Source organism: Pedobacter anseongensis (assembly GCF_037482965.1).
In the GTDB taxonomy this organism is placed as follows: Bacteria; Bacteroidota; Bacteroidia; order Sphingobacteriales; family Sphingobacteriaceae; genus Pedobacter; species Pedobacter anseongensis.
The window spans coordinates 205,585-224,854 of sequence record NZ_JBBHKB010000002.1 but is presented as its reverse complement, the minus strand read 5'-3'; the positions used below and the strand labels follow the sequence as shown (position 1 = coordinate 224,854).

Annotated in this window: 17 protein-coding genes; 10 read left to right on the top strand and 7 right to left on the bottom strand. The window is 36.3% G+C overall.

Annotated elements, in window-relative coordinates; all coding sequences use genetic code 11:
- Nucleotides 1-7: 7 nt before the first annotated feature.
- The 7 genes from rodA to purN all read right to left on the bottom strand — a co-directional run bounded on the left by rodA (nucleotide 8) and on the right by purN (nucleotide 8,004).
- The gene (gene rodA, locus WG904_RS08080; protein ID WP_339578799.1) at nucleotides 8-1,270 is read right to left on the bottom strand and encodes a rod shape-determining protein RodA; all 1,263 of its coding nucleotides are present in this window, start codon (nucleotides 1,268-1,270) and stop codon (nucleotides 8-10) included.
- On the bottom strand, nucleotides 1,270-3,252 hold the full coding sequence (gene mrdA, locus WG904_RS08075) for a penicillin-binding protein 2 (protein WP_339578798.1): 1,983 nt from the start codon (nucleotides 3,250-3,252) through the stop codon (nucleotides 1,270-1,272). The genes rodA and mrdA overlap by 1 nt, the downstream gene beginning before the upstream one ends.
- The gene (locus WG904_RS08070) at nucleotides 3,252-3,767 is read right to left on the bottom strand and encodes a rod shape-determining protein MreD (RefSeq protein ID WP_339578797.1); all 516 of its coding nucleotides are present in this window, start codon (nucleotides 3,765-3,767) and stop codon (nucleotides 3,252-3,254) included. Before WG904_RS08070 ends, mrdA begins: the two co-directional genes overlap by 1 nt.
- The gene (gene mreC, locus WG904_RS08065) at nucleotides 3,757-4,596 is read right to left on the bottom strand and encodes a rod shape-determining protein MreC (protein ID WP_339578796.1); all 840 of its coding nucleotides are present in this window, start codon (nucleotides 4,594-4,596) and stop codon (nucleotides 3,757-3,759) included. The genes WG904_RS08070 and mreC overlap by 11 nt, the downstream gene beginning before the upstream one ends.
- A 79-nt stretch (nucleotides 4,597-4,675) precedes the next feature.
- Nucleotides 4,676-5,698 carry a rod shape-determining protein gene (locus WG904_RS08060; RefSeq protein ID WP_173272216.1) on the bottom strand — a complete coding sequence of 341 codons (1,023 nt, stop codon included), beginning with the start codon at nucleotides 5,696-5,698 and terminating at the stop codon, nucleotides 4,676-4,678.
- 124 nt (nucleotides 5,699-5,822) lie between these two features.
- Nucleotides 5,823-7,349 carry a bifunctional phosphoribosylaminoimidazolecarboxamide formyltransferase/IMP cyclohydrolase gene (purH, locus tag WG904_RS08055; RefSeq protein WP_339578795.1) on the bottom strand — a complete coding sequence of 509 codons (1,527 nt, stop codon included), beginning with the start codon at nucleotides 7,347-7,349 and terminating at the stop codon, nucleotides 5,823-5,825.
- Nucleotides 7,350-7,425: 76 nt separating this feature from the next.
- Nucleotides 7,426-8,004: a phosphoribosylglycinamide formyltransferase gene (gene purN / locus WG904_RS08050; RefSeq protein WP_339578794.1), complete on the bottom strand. Its 579-nt coding sequence runs from the start codon at nucleotides 8,002-8,004 to the stop codon at nucleotides 7,426-7,428.
- A gap of 222 nt (nucleotides 8,005-8,226) precedes the next feature.
- On the opposite strand from purN, the gene rpsT reads away from it, so the two are divergent.
- The 10 genes from rpsT to WG904_RS08000 all read left to right on the top strand — a co-directional run bounded on the left by rpsT (nucleotide 8,227) and on the right by WG904_RS08000 (nucleotide 19,259).
- Nucleotides 8,227-8,481, top strand: coding sequence for a 30S ribosomal protein S20 (gene rpsT, locus WG904_RS08045; protein WP_055132277.1), 255 nt, complete (start codon nucleotides 8,227-8,229; stop codon nucleotides 8,479-8,481).
- Nucleotides 8,482-8,603: 122 nt separating this feature from the next.
- On the top strand, nucleotides 8,604-9,308 hold the full coding sequence (radC, locus tag WG904_RS08040) for a RadC family protein (RefSeq protein ID WP_339578793.1): 705 nt from the start codon (nucleotides 8,604-8,606) through the stop codon (nucleotides 9,306-9,308).
- A 17-nt stretch (nucleotides 9,309-9,325) separates the two neighbouring features.
- Nucleotides 9,326-10,159 (top strand): endonuclease/exonuclease/phosphatase family protein, encoded by an 834-nt coding sequence (locus WG904_RS08035; RefSeq protein ID WP_339578792.1) that lies wholly within the window; start codon nucleotides 9,326-9,328, stop codon nucleotides 10,157-10,159.
- Nucleotides 10,160-10,630: a hypothetical protein gene (locus WG904_RS08030; protein WP_339578791.1), complete on the top strand. Its 471-nt coding sequence runs from the start codon at nucleotides 10,160-10,162 to the stop codon at nucleotides 10,628-10,630. It begins immediately after the preceding gene.
- 193 nt (nucleotides 10,631-10,823) lie between these two features.
- Complete coding sequence (pheT, locus tag WG904_RS08025) at nucleotides 10,824-13,223, top strand: phenylalanine--tRNA ligase subunit beta (protein WP_339578790.1); 2,400 nt, start codon at nucleotides 10,824-10,826, stop codon at nucleotides 13,221-13,223.
- A gap of 52 nt (nucleotides 13,224-13,275) precedes the next feature.
- Nucleotides 13,276-13,566, top strand: a complete 291-nt coding sequence (locus WG904_RS08020; protein WP_339578789.1) for a hypothetical protein — start codon at nucleotides 13,276-13,278, stop codon at nucleotides 13,564-13,566.
- Between the two features lie 30 nt (nucleotides 13,567-13,596).
- Nucleotides 13,597-13,887, top strand: coding sequence for a cell division protein ZapA (locus WG904_RS08015; RefSeq protein WP_339578788.1), 291 nt, complete (start codon nucleotides 13,597-13,599; stop codon nucleotides 13,885-13,887).
- A 145-nt stretch (nucleotides 13,888-14,032) separates the two neighbouring features.
- On the top strand, nucleotides 14,033-15,595 hold the full coding sequence (rny, locus tag WG904_RS08010) for a ribonuclease Y (protein ID WP_339578787.1): 1,563 nt from the start codon (nucleotides 14,033-14,035) through the stop codon (nucleotides 15,593-15,595).
- 168 nt (nucleotides 15,596-15,763) lie between these two features.
- Complete coding sequence (locus WG904_RS08005; RefSeq protein WP_339578786.1) at nucleotides 15,764-16,264, top strand: Mpo1 family 2-hydroxy fatty acid dioxygenase; 501 nt, start codon at nucleotides 15,764-15,766, stop codon at nucleotides 16,262-16,264.
- Between the two features lie 112 nt (nucleotides 16,265-16,376).
- A complete protein-coding gene (locus WG904_RS08000; protein ID WP_339578785.1) occupies nucleotides 16,377-19,259 on the top strand; it encodes a TonB-dependent receptor in 2,883 nt (960 codons plus the stop codon).
- The last annotated feature ends 11 nt before the right edge of the window (nucleotides 19,260-19,270 follow it).

Below are 19,270 nucleotides of genomic sequence, written 5' to 3'. Positions count from 1 at the left end.
TAAAACGCTAAATAAATCCCATCCTGTTCGAATCGAGTTTCAAAAAGATAAACAACAGTACCGTAAAGCTCCACAACGAAGAGCCCCCATAGCTAATAAATGGTAATGGAATGCCGATAACTGGCATAATGCCGATGGCCATGCCAATGTTAATAAAGACATGGAAGAAGATAATACAGGCAATACAATAGCCATATACCCTCGAAAAAACTGATCGTTGTCTTTCGGCCATATTGATAATGCGCAGCAATAAAAATAAAAAAAGCCCAATCACTACCGTACAGCCTAGAAAGCCCCATTCTTCACCAATCGTAGAAAAGATAAAGTCGGTACTTTGTGCGGGCACATAGCGATATTTTGTTTGTGTGCCTTGTAAAAAACCGCGACCGGTAACTTGTCCAGCACCAATCGCAATTTTAGACTGAATTACATTATACCCAGCTCCTTTTTTGTCGGTTTTAAGACCTAAGATTAGTTCTATACGTGTTTGCTGATGAGGTTGTAAAACATTTAAAAAAACAAATTTAGCCACGAATAAATAGCCAATCGCTAAAAAGGTTATTACTCCAATCCTGATTATTTTTTGCTGTTTTTTACGATTAAAATAAATAATTAGACCACCGATTGCTATAATGGAAGAGATTAAAATAAGTTGGCTCAAAAACAAATTAAGGATAAATAATACAACCATTCCCCAAAATAGAAGCAAAAAATTTCCGGGTAAACCCTCACGGTAGAGGGGAAACATGAATGATAAAAATACCAACATCGATCCTGCATCTGGTTGCAACATGATTAAACACATGGGTAACAAGATAATTGCGCCAGCAATTAAAACAGGTCTTATCGTATTTAACTTGATATTAAAGGTACTGATGTATCGTGCCAACAATAATGCAGTTCCAAATTTTGCAAACTCAGAGGGCTGGAGTTTAAAAGACCCGATGGCGATCCAAGCCTGATTACCACCAACTTTTTGACCCACTAGAAGAACTGCCATTAAAAGCAGTATGGTAACTCCATATACAACAGGGGCAAACACACTGAAAAATTTTGCATCAAATAATAAGATGGCTAAGCCTAAAATAAGACCAGTAATTATAAAAATAAGTTGTTTCCCATATTCTGCGGCAAAACTAAACGCTTCTGACTTGTCCGGGTCAAATGCCGCTGAGTAAATATTTAAGAACCCAATTGCGCATAAGGCAATATAGATCAGTATGGTTACCCAATCTACATTGAAGAAAAAACGGTTGCTCTGCTGTTGCATTAATTTTTTTGCTTAAGCGTTGATTTTTTTTGAATGATTGCGTTCGAGTTTAATTTACTGGGTGTAGTTTTACTTTTACCAGGCACCGATTTATGGATGCCGTCTGGTTTGGTAACACTGTCTTTAGGAAGCACAGGTTTTACAATTTTGCTTTTTAAAACGGGCAATAAATTGGCTGCCTTATATTTCTCTAATGTACTACCGTTGATTAATCTTCCTTTTAAACTATCCGTTAAATATTTTTCAGTGATAAAACTGGCAATTGGTGCGGCATAAGCACCTCCATAACCCCCATTTTCGATAATTACTGCAATAGCGATTTTTGGATTTTCTCGGGGTGCAAAGCCAATAAATACAGAGTGATTTTTTCCAGCATTTTGAACAGTTCCTGTTTTACCGCACATGATGATGTTTTGTAAACGCGATTCTGTTGCTGTTCCAGTTGATGTATTTACAGCATCCTGCATACCATCAATTACAGGCTCAAAATGTTTTTTATCAATACCTACATAATGTTTTTCGTAATATTTTTTATCGATGGGTTTATTGTTGCCGATGGCTTTTACTACATGGGGCTTAATGTAATATCCTCTGTTGGCAATAATTGCCATAATATTTGCCATTTGTAAAGGAGTCGTAGTTATTTCTCCCTGTCCAATCCCTATAGATAAAATGGAACCATACCCCCAATACTTTCCAAATTTTTTATCGTAATCTGCTTTTCGGAATAGTTTAAACGCTTTCTCTCCAGGTAAATCGAGGCCTAATGTATCGCCAATTCCAAATTTTCGTACTTTATTTTGCCATTCCTCATAAGCAGTTTTTTGGTTTCTAAGCCCGTTCTTAGTAATCATTCTTTGAAAAATAGTCCAAAAATAAGTATTGCAAGAACGAGAAAGTCCCCATCTTAAGTTTGTATTTCCATCCTGATGCTCACATCTGAACTTCGTTTTTCCTACTGTAAAATATCCTGGGCAATAGATAGTTGAAGCAGGAGTAATGATGCCATCTTGCAGGGCAATTAATGCATCTAAGGGTTTAAAGGCAGAACCTGGTGAATATTGGCCTGAAATTGGTCGAATTACTAAGGGTTTATATAAATTTTTACTTAATTCAGCGAAATTTTTGCCACCTTCTTTTCCGATAATTTTATTTGGATCATAGCCTGGGCTACTTACAAAAGCCAGCACTTCACCAGTGCTGGGTTCTATCGCCACTACACTTCCTAGTTTGTTGGTGAGTAATTGTTCGGCAAGCTTTTGTATTTTACTGTCTAAGGTAGTAATTAAGGGTTCTCCTGATATGGCTAACGAATCGAGCTTGCCATCTGCATAACTTCCTTGTGCAACATTTTTATTATTATATAAAACATATTTCACGCCTTTTGTTCCTCTAAGCCAAGGTTCGTAAGACAATTCTATTCCACTTTTTCCAATATCATCGCCAGATTTATAATAACCATTGTACATTTCTAAATCTCTTGGTCTTACTTCCTTTACATAGCCTAGAAACTGGCTGGCTATGCTATCCGGGTAATATCGTATGGTTCTTTTTTGAACTTCAAATCCTCTATAATTCGGCATTTTCTCTTGAAGTGCAGCATACGTTTCGACTGATAATAATTTCTGGAAAATAGATGGCGCAGTACGAGAATATCCCACTGCTTTACGAAACTGTTTATTAAATTCTACCGTATCAATTCCTAAAATCTTACAAAGGGATAGTGTATCGAAAGGTTTTACTAAATACGGGGTAACCAATAAATTATAAGTAGGTTGATTTTGAACTAATACGTTGTGGTTACGATCAAAAATTGCTCCCCTTGCTGGAAATACATATTCTCTACGAAGTGCATTACTATTAGCATCTAAAAAATATTTATCGCTAACAACTTGCATATAAAACAATTTGCCTATCAAAATTAGTCCCAATAGAATAAATAATCCTTGAATAACAAATCTTCTATTAAACAATTGTTCCATTAGCTCGATTTTCGATTATGAAAAATAAATTCGCTTAGTAGGATAACGAATAGCGATAAGCTAGTGCTTAAAAGCGTTCTGCCTAAGGTATAGGTAAATTCAGATAGTTTAAAGGCTTCAAGAAAAAACACAAGCAAATGATGCAAGAAAATACATAATAAAGCATACAACGCAAACCAACGAAATCCCATATTGCCTAAAGAAGGTTCTGGCTCATCTACTGCTTCTCGGTTTAAGCTTATCGATATAAATGAAATACGAGCGAAGGCCAATACCACACATGCCGTAGCATGAACCCCTAAAGTATCGTAAAAAGCATCTATCGTTAAACCAGTTGAAAAAGCAAGAATGTACAACAATAAATTGGGTACATTAAAGGGAAGTACTAAAACAAATAAGATATAAATAAATGGTGTAGATAGATTATAGAAGCCAATATTACGCAGTAAGAAGATTTGTACAAATAAAAGTACAACCCACCTCAATACATTAATAAGTATAATTCTACTGTTCATTTGGTAATTTTTCTTCTAAAGTTTTTTGTTCAATTGCAAGTCGGTCTTTTATGATGTACACGTATTGCAAAGTGCCAAAGTCGTTAAAAAGATCGATTGCTAAAGTCATAAAGTTATCGCCAGTAGCAATTTGTGTCTTGCTCACACGACCTACAACAATGCCTTTAGGGAAGCCGCCCGCTCCAGAAGTAATAATCGTGTCTCTTAGGTTAATTTTATAATGGTTAGGAATTTCTTTTACATAGGCCTTTCTTATATCGAAATTTCCCTCTCCCCAAACCAACGAGCCAAATGCCCCATTTTTTTTGATCACCACACTTATTAGTGTTTCTTTATTCAATAGCGAACGGATGATAGAGAAACTTGGTGATACCTCCGTAACAAAACCTACAACACCTTTATTTGGAGAGATTACGGCCATGTCTTTTACAATTCCATCATTACTTCCTTTATTAACGGTGATGAAATTATTGCGTTGGTTTATAGAATTTTTTATCACTTTAGCAGAGAGCAACGTATATTGTTGCTTGTAAAGCGAATCGCTAATCTTTAAGATTTGAGTGCTGTCTATAGTGCTAAGGTTAATAAGCTCGGTTTTTAGTTTGGCATTTTCGAGCGCTAGACTATCGTTAACTTGGCCTAGATTTAAGTATCGTTTAACAACATTTAATCGCTCGTAAGCATTACCTATTATCACATTTGTAGAATTTAGCGTAATACTTTTTTGATAGGCATTGTTTTTAATGCAGAGGATAATGCCAACAATAAAGAAAATAACAAAGAAAAAGAATGCGTTATATCTGCTGAAGAAAATCCAAAGGTTACGCATTCCAGTTGTGAGTTTGGAGCTTGGAGTTTAGAGTGCTGAGGGGACACTCCCAACTCAAACCTCCGAACTCCAAACTTAGTTATTGCATTAAAAATTTAAAATTACCGATATTTTTTAGTGCGATGCCCGTTCCTCGTACTACAGCACGAAGTGGATCTTCGGCTACGTGAACAGGTAGTTTTGTTTTAGCTGCTACACGCTTATCCAAGCCACGCAATAATGCACCACCACCAGTTAAATAGATACCAGTTTGGTAAATGTCAGCAGAAAGCTCTGGCGGAGTAATCTCTAATGCTTTTAAAATTGCTTCCTCAATTTTAGAAATCGACTTATCTAAGCAGTGGGCAATTTCTGTATACGAAACCGTAATTTGCTTTGGTACACCTGTCATCAAATCTCGCCCTTGAACAGCAAAATCTGCTGGAGGGTCAGCTAATTCTGGTAAAGCAGCCCCTACTTCGATTTTAATTTTTTCGGCAGTACGATCGCCAATCATAATGTTGTGTTGGCGACGAATATAATTTACAATATCTGAGTCGAAATTGTCTCCCGCAACGCGGATAGATTGATCGCATACAATACCTGATAAGGCAATTACCGCAATTTCGGTCGTACCACCGCCAATATCGATAATCATATTTCCCATTGGCTCTTCTACATCAATCCCAATTCCTACAGCAGCAGCCATTGGCTCGTGTATCAAATAAACTTCTTTTGCACCTGCAATTTCGGCACTATCTCTCACTGCTCGTTTCTCTACTTCTGTAATGCCCGAGGGGATGCAGATTACCATTCTTAATGAAGGAAACATCCAGCCTTTACCGCCATTTAGCATTCTAATCATGCCTTTAATCATGGCTTCAGCAGCGTTAAAATCAGCGATTACACCATCTTTAAGTGGCCTAACGGTTCTAATATTATCGTGTGTTTTACCTTCCATCTGCATGGCTTGGCGACCAATGGCAATGATTTTGTTTGTCTGCCTATCAAAAGCAACTATGGAAGGTTCGTCTACTACTACTTTGTCGTTATGTATGATGAGGGTGTTCGCGGTACCTAAATCAATAGCTACCTCTTGTGTAAACCAATTAAATAAACCCATTTATATCTTGTAATTTTTATATGCTCGTTAATGTATACTATTCAAATGTAAAAATAGTGTTTTTATTATATTTAAAATTAAAAATCTTTAGGGTTGAGAGTTGCATGCCACATCTTCCAGCTCCCTAGTGCTTAAAGTGTCTTACTCCCGTGGTTACCATCGAAATGCCTTTTTGATTAGCTATATTTATCGAATCCTGATCTTTAATCGATCCGCCAGGCTGTAAAACAGCAATAATTCCAGCATCCGCAGCCAATTCAACGCAATCTGGAAAAGGGAAAAATGCATCCGATGCCATCACCGAATCTTTTAAGCTAAAACCAAATGATTCGGCCTTCACAATGGCCTGCTTTAAGGCATCAACCCGGGAGGTCTGACCCACTCCACTCGCCAATAACACATTGTCTTTCACAAAAACAATGGTATTCGATTTGGTATGTTTCACAATTTTATTAGCGAAAATTAAGTCCCGAATAGAAGCTTCAGATGGTTTTCGGTCAGTTACTACAGTCATCTGTTCAGCAGTCTCTAAACTCAAATCTTTATCTTGTTCAATTACGCCGTTTAACAATGTTTTAAATTGTTTTTTGCTTAATTCAACCTCATTGCGTTGTAAAATCACCCTGTTTTTCTTTGCTTTAAATAATTCAATCGCTTCTGTCTGATACGAAGGGGCAATTAATACTTCGAAAAACAAATTGTTAATTTCTCTCGCTGTAGCTAGATCTACTTCTTGGTTGGTAATTAACACGCCACCAAAGGCAGAAACGGGATCACATGCTAACGCATCTCTCCAGGCCTCCAAAACTGTAGTTCTCGAAGCTAAACCACATGCATTGGTATGTTTTAAAATGGCAAAAGTTGGTTCAGTAAACTCATCAATCAAGGATACCGCTGCATCCACGTCTACTAAATTATTATAGCTTAATTCCTTTCCATTCAATTTGATAAACATCTCATCTAAATTACCGTAAAAGGTGCCTTTTTGATGAGGATTTTCTCCGTAACGTAATGTTTGTGATTCTTTAACACTTTGCTTGAATACATTAAGCGGTTCTTCGGCGTTAAAATAATTGAAGATGGCAGTATCGTAATGAGAAGAAGTATGAAATGCTTTTTTTGCATACGACTTACGTTGAGCAATAGTTGTTGCCCCGTCTTGACTCTGCAATTCGCCAAGCAAGGTGCCATAATCGTCTTTCGAAGCAATGATTACAACGTCGTTAAAGTTCTTTGCCGCAGCACGGATTAAAGAAATGCCACCAATATCAATTTTTTCAATAATTTCAGCATCGGTTCCGCCCGCTTTTACGGTTTCTTCGAATGGATATAAATCAACAATTACCAAATCAATTTCAGGTATTTCGTATTGAGCAATTTGCTCTTGATCGCTTGCTAAATTTCTACGATTTAAAATCCCACCGAATACTTTTGGATGCAACGTTTTAACACGTCCACCTAAAATCGAAGGATAGCCTGTTAAATCTTCAACTGCTGTTACAGGAAGGCCTAAATCTTTGATAAATTGTTCGGTTCCACCGGTTGAAAATAAGGTTACACCTTGTTTTGCTAATTGCTGCACAAGAGGCGCTAACCCGTCTTTGTAATAAACTGAAATTAAAGCGTTTTTGATTTGAATTGACTGGCTCATTGGGGGGTATTATTTTAAGCCGCAAAGGTACAAAATCGTGTTGATTTTTGTTAAGGAATTTTCAAATAAAAACGCCTCACTTTTTAATCTTTTTAATAACTCCTTCTACAATCCGGGGATAATGCAAATGTTCTAATTGCTGGCCTTTAAATTTAATCATTTCTAGGCTGTCGCCTTTATCTATTCGGTACTTAGCTTGATATATATATTCTCCCTCGTCATAATTCTCATTTACATAATGGATGGTGATGCCGCCTTCTGGTTCGCCAGCTTCCATAATCGCTTTATGCACAAAATCTCCATACATTCCTTTCCCCCCATATTTGGGCAAGATAGCCGGGTGTATATTAATTATCCTTCCAGGATATTCTTGAATAAGATTTTTGGGGATTAACCATAAAAATCCAGCAAGCACAATTAAGTCGATATCTAGGTTTCTAAGGAGGTCGATAATGCTGTCCGTCTGATAAAATTCGTGGCGATCGAAAATATGCGATGGAATTTCGAAGCTATCTGCACGTTGTAAAACATATGCATCGGCATTGTTTGTTAACACTAAAGCAATTTCTACTTCTGCGCTACGTTTAAAATGCTCCATTAGTTTTTGAGCATTCGATCCTGATCCTGAAGCAAAAATGGCAATACGTTTCTTCATAATTTAGTTAACCTAAGATGTTTTTTCAAAAATAGCATTTTAGCCTAGTAATGAAAGTGTTTTCTATTATTTATCAATTTTGAGCAATAATTTACGAGGCATTCATCACCATATAGCAGATAATAAAAAAATATTTAAAAAGCATTTTGCATTTTAAAAACATAAACTCTATATTTGCAGTCCGAAAAATAGTAAACACAGAAGATAAAAGGCTAAACAATAATGGCAAATCATAAATCGTCTTTAAAAAGAATTAGAGCAAACGCGACAAAACGTCTACGTAACAGATATCAAGCAAAAACTACACGTACTTTTATTAAGAGATTACGTGCTGCTGAAGATAAAAAAACTGGTGCTGAGTTATTACCTAAAGTAATTTCTATGTTAGATCGTTTAGCTAAAAAGAATGTAATTCACAAAAATAAGGCGGCTAACAATAAATCTAAATTAACAAAATTCGTTAACGGATTAAAATAGTTTCGTTTTATTAACGATATAATCCCGGCTTTTAGTCGGGATTTTTTTTTGCATCAAAATTCCTATCTTAGCTCACCAAAATCCATCCCTATCCTTCTTTAGAATGATTAACCAATGCCTGGATGGAAAACTATACCCAAAAATTAGGAATAAAAACCTGGGCCGATGCAGATCGACCCCGAGAAAAATTAATATTGCAAGGCCGGAGAGCCTTAACGGATGCCGAATTAATAGCCATCCTAATTGGGTCGGGAAATAAGGCTGAAACAGCGGTTGATTTAAGTAAGCGAATACTTACATATTACGAAAACGATCTGGCCAGGGTTGCCAAACTGGGAATTAAAGAACTCTCTAAATTTAAAGGCATTGGCATGGCGAAAGCCCTGGGCATTATAGCCGCATTAGAACTAGGTAGGCGGCGAAAGGAAAATGAAAGTGATAAAGCCCTGCCAAAAATAATTTCCTCAGTTGATGCTTTCACTATTTTTAGAGCAGAATTAGCCGATTTGGAACACGAAGAATTTTGGATTTTGCTGCTTAATAGGGCAAATCGGGTAATGGCGAAGCAGCGTATTAGCACGGGCGGACAGGCAATGACAATTGTAGACCCTAAAGTTGTATTTAAAATAGCGCTCGAACAAAATGCTGCAGCGATTATACTCGGACATAATCACCCATCGGGAAACTTAAGCGCAAGTAAGTCGGATATTCACATTACGAAGAAGCTAGTAGAGGGAGGGAAGTTGTTAGAATTGCCTGTATTTGATCATATTATTTTAGCAGATAATACTTTTATCAGCATGGCCGATTTGGGGTTCATAAAATAGTTGTAAATTAGCATCGTATGAAAAGAATCTCCATATTGGTTTTGTGTCTTTTAGTTAAGTCGCTAACCTTTGCTCAAAAAAATCAACCAATTAATATAATTACGTATAACATTAGGTATAGTAATACTACAGATGGTGTGAATATGTGGGAAAATAGAAAGGCTAATGTGAAAGCCTTGCTTAAATTTTATGATGCCGATATTGTTGGAGTGCAAGAGGCCATGGCCAATCAATTTGATTATTTATTGGAGAACTCAAATTTCGATGCGGTTGGTGTAGGGAGGGACGATGGGATCCGTAAAAACGAATTTTCAGGAATTTACTTTAATAAGGAGCGATTTGTGAAAAAGCAAACGGGTAATTTTTGGCTGTCAACAACCCCAGATGTACCAAGTATTGGTTGGGATGCAGCGCTAAAACGGGTGTGTACGTGGATTCGATTATACGATAAAGTAAATAAAAGGGAATTCATGGTTTTCAATACCCATTTTGATCACGTGGGTGTTAAGGCAAGAATTGAAGCAGCAAAGCTTATTAAACAGAAAATACAAGAAATCGCACCAAAGCTACCTGTAGTGTTTACGGGCGATTTAAATGTAACTCCAGAAACTGAAGCGATTGCTACGATTAAATCCTTTTTAACTGATTCGAAAGATATTTCTGTTGAACCTCATTATGGGCCAAACGGAACATTTAATGCGTTTAATTTTAATAGCGAGTTAAAACAAACCATCGACTACATATTTGTAAACACGGGATTTAAGGTGCAAAAACATGCTACCTTATCGGATAGCAAAGATCAGCGTTACTATTCAGATCATTTACCTGTATTCGCTAGGTTAACTTTTTAAATGAAAAGGATTTTAATTTTACTTGCAGTATTGCTTTTTTTTGCTTCATGTGACAGGAAATGCTGTACTAATTATTCTGTTGATGTTACCTTAAAGTATCAGAATAGCAATGGTGAGGATCTACTTGACCCAAGAACATCTAATGCCTTAAAGGCAGAAGATATTGATGTATATGCAGTAAGAAATGGAGTACGTGTTCGACTATATAATGGAATGATGGATGCTCCAAAGAACTTTAAAATTTATGGTTCCTCAACTGAGAAATATTTTATGAAGTTTTATTTTGATATTCAGCAAGAATCTTTTACGAATAAAAAAGTAACCATGTTTATTACTTATAAAGACGGTAGCGAGGATAAATTGGTTGGGGAATTTAATGACGACGATGGGTCGAATATAATATTGCAAAATGTTTGGCTCAATGGTGTCGAAAAAGGAAGGCTAAATGGTCCCATTATCATAAAAAAATAACGTGATAATCGCAAACCACCTTTCTCCTTTCCGCATTAAATAATATCTTTGCATTTAATCCTAGATGTTATTTCAAGCGCTCGTCTCTTGATACTAGATACTAAAATAATGAAACCATCATGATTTTACCAATTCGATGTAAAAGCAATAAAATCATGATAGCCTCATTGCAATTAAAAATAATAAAAAACTAATGAGAATATCATACAGTTGGCTTAAGCAATTTATACAAACCGAAAAAACCCCTCAAGAAATTTCTTTAATCCTAACGGATATTGGCTTGGAAGTAGAAAGTTTAGAAAAGGTACAACCTATAGTGGGTGGCTTAGAGGGATTGGTAATTGGCCATGTGGTCGATTGTATGCAGCATCCGAATGCCGATCGGCTACGAGTAACTAAAGTAGATGTAGGCAGTGGCGAACTGTTACAAATTGTTTGTGGTGCTCCAAATGTTGCCGTCGATCAAAAAGTAGTGGTGGCTACAGTGGGTACAACCGTTTACCCGAACGAAGGCGAGCCATTTAAAATCAATAAATCGAAAATAAGAGGCGAAGTTTCTGAAGGTATGATTTGTGCGGAAGACGAAATTGGTTTAGGTACCTCTCATGCTGGAATTATGGTTTTGCCAGAAGATACCCAAATTGGAATAGCGGCAAAATCATTCTTCAAAATGGACGATGATTTTATGTTCGAAATTGGTTTAACCCCAAATAGAGCAGATGCAGCTTCGCATTTAGGCGTAGCAAGAGATTTAGCTGCTTATTTGCGAACGAGCTACGAAATGCCAGATATCAGTGCATTTAAAGTTGCGAACGAAACTTTGAGCATCAATGTAAAAGTAGAAGATACCGAAGCTTGTCCACGTTACAGTAGCCTTACCATCAGTGGCGTAACGGTAAAATCATCGCCCGATTGGCTAAAGGATAAGTTAAAAGTAATTGGCATCCGGCCGATAAATAACATTGTAGATGTAACCAATTATGTGTTGCATGAGCTTGGTCAGCCCCTACATGCCTTCGATGCCGATAAAATAAAGGGCAAGCAAGTAATTGTGAAAAAATGCGCTGAGGGAACTCCTTTTGTAACGCTTGATGATATAGAACGTAAGTTGAGTGCAGAAGATTTGATGATTTGCAATGCTGATGAACCCATGTGCATCGCTGGAGTTTTTGGTGGTAAATCTTCTGGCGTAAGCGAACAGACAACCAATATTTTCTTAGAAAGTGCCTATTTCAATGCTGTTTCAGTGCGTAAAACCTCGAAAAGACATAGCTTAAAAACCGATGCGTCTTTCCGTTTTGAGCGTGGTACGGATCCAGAAATAACAGTTACAGCACTTAAAAGAGCTGCTTTATTAATTCAGGAAGTTGCCGGTGGAGAAATCTCATCGGCCGTTGCCGACTACTACCCGGTTAAAACAGAACCTTTTGAGGTTGAAGTGAACTACCTGAACATTGTGAAGCTAATTGGGCAGGTGATATCAAACGAAGAAATTAAGGCAATTATTTTAGCCTTAGGGATCACCATAGTTGCAGAAAACGATGAAGGCTTAAGCTTAAAAGTGCCCCCTTATAAAGTCGATGTAACACGCGAATGCGATATTACAGAAGAAGTATTAAGGATTTATGGGTACAATAACATTATTATTCCTACCAAAGTAAATGCCTCTTTGGCTTTCACCGAAAAACCTAATAAGGAGAACATTCAAAATCTAATTGCCGACATGCTAACTGCTAATGGGTTTTTAGAAATTTGGTGCAACTCATTAACGCGTGCAAGCTTCTCTAAAAAACCAGAAGAGGCCGTTCAGATTTTAAATCCGCTGAGTTCTGATTTAAATGTAATGCGCCAAAGTTTACTGCAACCTGCTTTAGAAAGTGTGGCATATAACCAGAATCGTAAAAACGCAGATCTTAAGTTTTATGAATTTGGTAAAACGTATCATCTAATTGATGGAAAATATATAGAACGCCCTCGTTTGTTGATCTTACTTTCGGGCAGCAAGCAAAGTGAGCAATGGAATCATGTAGCTTCACCTTCTACTTTTTATAACATAAAAGCGGCAGTTGATGCAGTGATTGCTAGACTAGGAATTGGAAATTATCAGACAGAAGAAATTAATGACGAAAACTTTGCTTTTGGCTTAAAATATTTTAGAGGGGATAAAGTGTTGGTGACTTTCGGCGCCGTTACTATGGCCGACAGAAAACAGACGGATGTAGATAAAGAGGTGTTTTATGCCGATTTTGATTGGTCGGCACTGCTTGATTCGGTAAAGAAAAATAGAGTAATAAATAAAGAAGTTCCAAAATACCCTGCAGTGAGAAGAGATTTATCGATGCTGGTCGACAAACAAGTTACCTTCGACGAATTGAAGGGCATTGCGTATAAAACAGAAAAGAAATTTGTTAAAAATGTACAGGTGTTCGATGTGTACGAAGGAAATAAATTGCCAGAAGGTAAAAAGTCGTACGCCCTAAACTTTACTTTACAGGATGAAGAACAAACTTTAACAGATAAGCAAATTGATGCAATTATGCAAAAGATTATACATAACTTAGCACAAACTGCAAATGCGGAAATAAGAAAGTAATGTTTCTTATTATTTTTGGAGGTTTTTTAAATATTTAAATTTTAAGTTAACGATGTCTTCTGTTGCCAGTCAATTAGATCATGTAATACAAAAAACGAGTCGCCTAATCGCACTCTGTAACGCATTACAGGAAGAAAATGAGTTGTTAGCTGCAGAAAATAAACAAACAAAATTAGCCCTTGAAACTGCAAAAAATAGGGGTTTAGAATTAGACGAAAAAATAAGATTACTCAAATTAGCGAAGAGTATTGAAGGTACAAGTGAAAAGACACTTGATATAAAGCAAAAAATTAACGAATTTGTGCGTGAAATTGATAAGTGCGTAGTGTTACTTAAGAAATAAGCAACATAATATTGAAACAAAGCTACAAAAATGGGAGAAATCTCGATTAAAATAACTATTTCCGACCGTATTTACCCACTAAAGGTAAATGTTGAAGAGGAAGAAATTGTAAGACGGGCTGCTAAAATTATTAATGAGCGTATAAAAGACTACCAAGAAAATTATGCGGTCAGAGATAAGCAGGATTTGCTATCAATGGCAGTGTTGCATTATGCAACAGCAGTATTGAGAACAGAGCATAAGGTGCAAAACCAAGATACTGCTGTTGCTGAAAAGGTTGAAGATTTAGATAGTTTATTAAACGGATTTTTCGCTAAATAAAAAATAGTTCTTTATAGCTCATAGAATTTGGCCGTGGCTAAATTTTTATGTTTCAATTTGTGCATTTTATACCATTTTTAATGGAGTAAAATGTATTGCGCATGAATCATAATTATTTAGTTACGGTTTTTTTATATAATAAGAAATGGAGATATTAGGAATAATAGGATGTATACTGGTCAGCTTAGGTGTTGGCGTTGTTTTAGGACGATATTTATTGCGAAGTTTATTTAAACAACAAGAAGTTGCTGCGCAAAGCAAAGCAAAAAAAATACTTAAGGATGCCGAAAGCAATGCCGAAATCTTAAAGAAAGACAGACTCTTAGAAGCAAAAGAGAAATTCTTGCAGATGAAGGCAGAACATGAGCAAGCAGTAAATGCAAGAAATAACGAAGTTAATCAACGCGAAAATTCAATTAAACAAAAGGAACAATCTCTAAATCAAAAATTAGAGAACATGAACCGGAAAGAACAAGAATTAGATACGCATAAAGCTAATCTTGAAAGACAAACTGCGCTGGCTGTTAAAAAGCAAGAAGAAGTAGATGTGCTAAAAAATCAACATGTTCAACAATTGGAAACCATTGCTGGTTTAAGTGCAGAAGAAGCCAAGAACCAATTGATCGAGAACATGAAGGGCGAAGCACGATCGCAAGCCATGATGCAAGTGAAGGATATTGTAGATGAAGCCAAACTTACTGCAAGTAAAGAAGCTAAAAAGGTAGTTATTCAAACTATTCAACGTACTGCTGCCGAAGCAGCCATCGAAAACTCCGTGTCTATTTTCCATATCGATAATGACGAGATTAAAGGCCGTGTAATTGGTAGAGAAGGAAGAAATATCCGTGCTTTAGAAGCAGCAACTGGTATTGAAATTATTGTAGATGATACACCAGAAGCAATTATTCTTTCTGGATTTGATCCAGTAAGACGGGAAATTGCTCGTTTGGCACTTCATCGTTTGGTAACCGACGGACGTATACATCCAGCACGTATCGAAGAAATTGTAGCAAAAACAAAGAAGCAAATTGAAGACGAAATTGTAGAAATTGGCGAGCGTACCGTTATCGATTTGGGAATTCATGGTTTGCATCCTGAACTGATCAGAATGGTTGGGCGCATGCGTTACCGCTCGTCGTATGGTCAGAACTTATTGCATCACTCGCGTGAGGTAGCTAATTTCTGTGCAACTATGGCAGCCGAACTTGGTCTTAATGCAAAGATGGCTAAACGCGCAGGCTTATTACATGATATAGGTAAGGTGCCTGATGATAATCCTGAATTGCCACACGCAATTTTAGGGATGCAATTGGCCGAAAAATATAAAGAACATCCGGAAATTTGTAATGCTATTGGCGCCCACCACGACGAGATCGAAATGACCTCAATGATTTCTCCAATTATTCAAGCCTGCGATTCAATTTCTGGGGCAAGGCCAGGAGCAAGACGTGAAGTGGTAGAGAGTTACATCAAACGTTTAAAAGAACTTGAAGAATTAGCGTTGTCTTATCCAGGTGTAGAAAAAACATTTGCCATTCAGGCAGGTAGAGAACTACGCGTAATTGTTGAAAGCGAGCGAATTAGCGATCAACAAGCAGAATTACTAGCAGCCGATATTTCTAACCGTATCCAGACTGAAATGACTTATCCAGGACAAATCAAGGTTACTGTGATTAGAGAAACGAGATCGGTTGCGTTTGCGAAATAAGGCTAGATAATCAAGATTTTAGGATGGCCAAGATTCTGACTTAAAAGCGGTGAATATTCATCGCTTTTTTTAATTTTATACGTATAAATAGCCGTCATCGGATGAGTATCGATATTTTGCCTATACTCATCCGGTGACGGAAATGATAAACCATGAACTATTGAACCCATGAACAAACCAGAAAAACGCCCGGTCGATATCCTTTTCGATAAGTATGCCGAAAGTCATCAAAATCATACCAACGAAACCATTCATTGGATTTGCGTGCCTCTTATTGTGTTTAGCTTATTGGGATTGGTTTGGAGCATTCCTTTTCCGCATATTGGTTTTTTAGGGCAATACAATACCTTTTTAAACTGGGGGTCTTTTTTAATCGCATTTTCAGTTTACTACTATTACACACTTTCTCCAGTACTTTCTTTTTTAATGATTTGGGTAATTGGCATCATGGCATTTTTTATTGTTCAACTCGAACACTGGCAAGCGGCTGGTGGACCAGCGGTTTGGGTAGCATGTTTGGTTATTTTTGTACTTGCATGGATTGGGCAGTTCATTGGCCATAAAATAGAAGGAAAAAAACCTTCATTTTTAGATGATGTTAAATTCCTGTTAATTGGCCCAATATGGCTATTGCACTTTATCTGTAAAAAAATGGGGTTACGGTATTAGTAGAACCCTCATTTAACAATTCCTTAACTTTAACGTTAACGAATCGTAATCTAACGCTAACATCAAGCTAACATTGTGGTAATACTTTTGCTGAAACAAATAGTTAAGCAAATTGAAATCACAATTAACACTTAAAAAAGCATTTTTCACCTTACTTTTTATAGGTTTTGGTGCAGTAGTTTTCGCTCAGGGAACTGGAAAAATCTCAGGTATTGTAACCGATAAAAAAACTGGCGAACCACTTATTGGCGCAGGAGTAAAAATTGCTGGTACTACAAAGGGAATAGGTACAGATGTAGAAGGTAAATACATGCTTTCGGGATTAGCAGACGGAAAGTATACATTAGAAATCTCTTATATAACCTACTCAACAAAAAAAATTACAGAAATAGAGGTTAAGGCAAATTCTACAACCACCTTGAATGTGGTATTAGAGGAATCTGCCAACTTGCTTAACCAGGTTGTAATTACAGGAACTGCGAAGCAAGAATCAATCAATAGCTTATATGCTAGACAAAAAAACAGTGTTTCCATATCTGATGGTATCTCAGCTGATGTTATAAAAAAGTCGCCTGATAGAAATACGGGAGAAATTTTAAAAAGAGTAAGTGGGGCAACTGTACAGGATAATAAATTTGTTATTGTAAGGGGTTTAAGTGACAGATATAACAATGCTACACTAAATAATGCACCTCTTCCAAGTACCGAGGCCGATAGAAAGACGTTTTCTTTTGATGTGATCCCCTCTAGTATGGTTGATCAAATAACAATAAGTAAAACAGCAAGTCCTGATATGCCTGGTGATTTTGCTGGAGGCGCCATTCAAATTAAAACGAAAGATTTTCCAGAACTTAAAACGTTTGAAATTAATTATGGAATGGGATTTAATTCGATCTCAACTTTTAAAGATTTTTACGGAAATAAGAGATCAGGACTAGATTATCTGGCATTTGGAGCAAACAGATATCAGCTTCCAACTACTATTCCTAGTTCAGCAAATCGTTACCAAAACCAAAATATAGATCAAAAAATCGAATCAACAAAGCAATTTGTAAATACATGGGGCGTTCAAAAATTAGGTACTGCGCTGCCAAATCAAAACCTGCAAGTTGTTTATGGTAATTCTTTCCGAAAAGAAAATGGATCTAAATACGGGCTCATTTTAGCTGCTACCTATCGAAATTCTGCATTGCTTTCAGAACAGGTGAGAAATGACTTTAATGATATTCAAATTGACGAAAAAAGAGGTGAAGATTTTTTTGGTTATACCGATACCTACTATAATTACAGTACAGCATTGAGTTTATTAGCGAATGTTGCTTATACAAAAGGAACGAATAAGTACGCCTTAAAGAATGTTATTAACCAGAATTTTGAAGACAACTTTTTAGATAGAAATGGTTTTAGTGATGAAAGAGATTACGATAAAAAAATTGCACAGCAAGAGGTTATCCAAAAAACTTTATTGAGTTCGGTATTAGAAGGAGAACATTTATTAAACAAAGACAATCAGAGTAAACTAAACTGGAATCTTTCTTATAGTCTATTCAAAGACGACCAGCCAGATTTGAGAAGAATTGCTTACAGTAGGGCATATGGAACATCGGATACATTTTTGGCAGATATCCCTAATATTCCAACTACAACAAGTGGTGGTCGATTTTTTAGTAATCTCCAAGAAAATATTTACGGAGGTACGGTTAACTATGTCCGACCTTTTAAATGGTTAAATGAATCCCAGGTTTTTAAGGCGGGCCTATTGAAACAATATAAACATAGAAATGTCGATTCAAGATCTTTTGGATATAGAAATAATTTTACCGATGTTGAAGAAAGTAGATTGGTTAGAAGGTTACCTATAGCAGAAGTGTTGTCGGATCAGTACATCGCGAGAGATATGTTTTATTTAGAAGATGTAACCAACCCATTTAGTAGATATACTGGTACCGGTGATTTAAATGCAGGGTATGTGATGATGAATGCTATTTTAGCTAGAAAAATTAAGGCTAGTTTTGGCTTACGTGTGGAGAATTATATAGAAATGCTAACTAATGATGACACAAAAGCTAATGCTGCGTCGATTGAAAATAATTATGTAGACTTCTTGCCATCTGTAAATTTAACATATGAGTTAAATACTAAAACTAATTTACGCTTAAGTTATTCTAGTACTGTGGCAAGAGCACAATTTAGAGAGTTAGCGCCATTTAGTTTTTACGATTTTGTAACGGGTGTTGTAAAAATCGGTAATCCTGAATTAAAAAGAACCACCATTAACAATGCAGATGTTAGGTATGAATTTTATCCATCTGCTGGTCAACTTATTTCTGTTTCAGGGTTTTATAAACGGTTGAATAATGCGATAGAAAATTATTACATATCTGGATCAACTGCTGCTAGTAAAACAATTTCGTTTTTGAATGCCCCCGTGGCCAATGTTTACGGAGCAGAAATAGAAATAAGGAAAGATCTTTCTTTATTTAATAACGAGTCGGCTTTTTTTAAAAATCTAGTATTCAGCTTCAATGCTTCGGTGATAAAATCGGAGATAGATTTTACTGGTGCAGATCCCAAGTATTTATCTACAATTAATACTAAACGTACTTTGCAGGGTCAATCGCCCTATATTATTAATACTGGCTTGGGTTATAATGCTATCGAAAATGGTTGGACGGCAACATTATTATACAATAAAATTGGGAGAAGGATTTCTATAGTAGGGTTAGGTCAAATGGTTGATGGTAATTTCCATGCTAGCTATCCCGACATTTATGAAAACCCTAGAGATCTATTAGATTTTCAGTTTTCTAAAAAATTAATTAAAAATAAAGGTGAAATTAAATTAAACATTGGAAATATTTTAAATAGTGAAGGGATATTATACCAAGATGTTAATAAAGATAAGGTATATAACAAAAACACCAACCAAGACCAATTAATTAATCAGATTAAATATGGAACTAACGTTTCACTCACATTTGGATATAAATTTTAAGCTAAAATTAA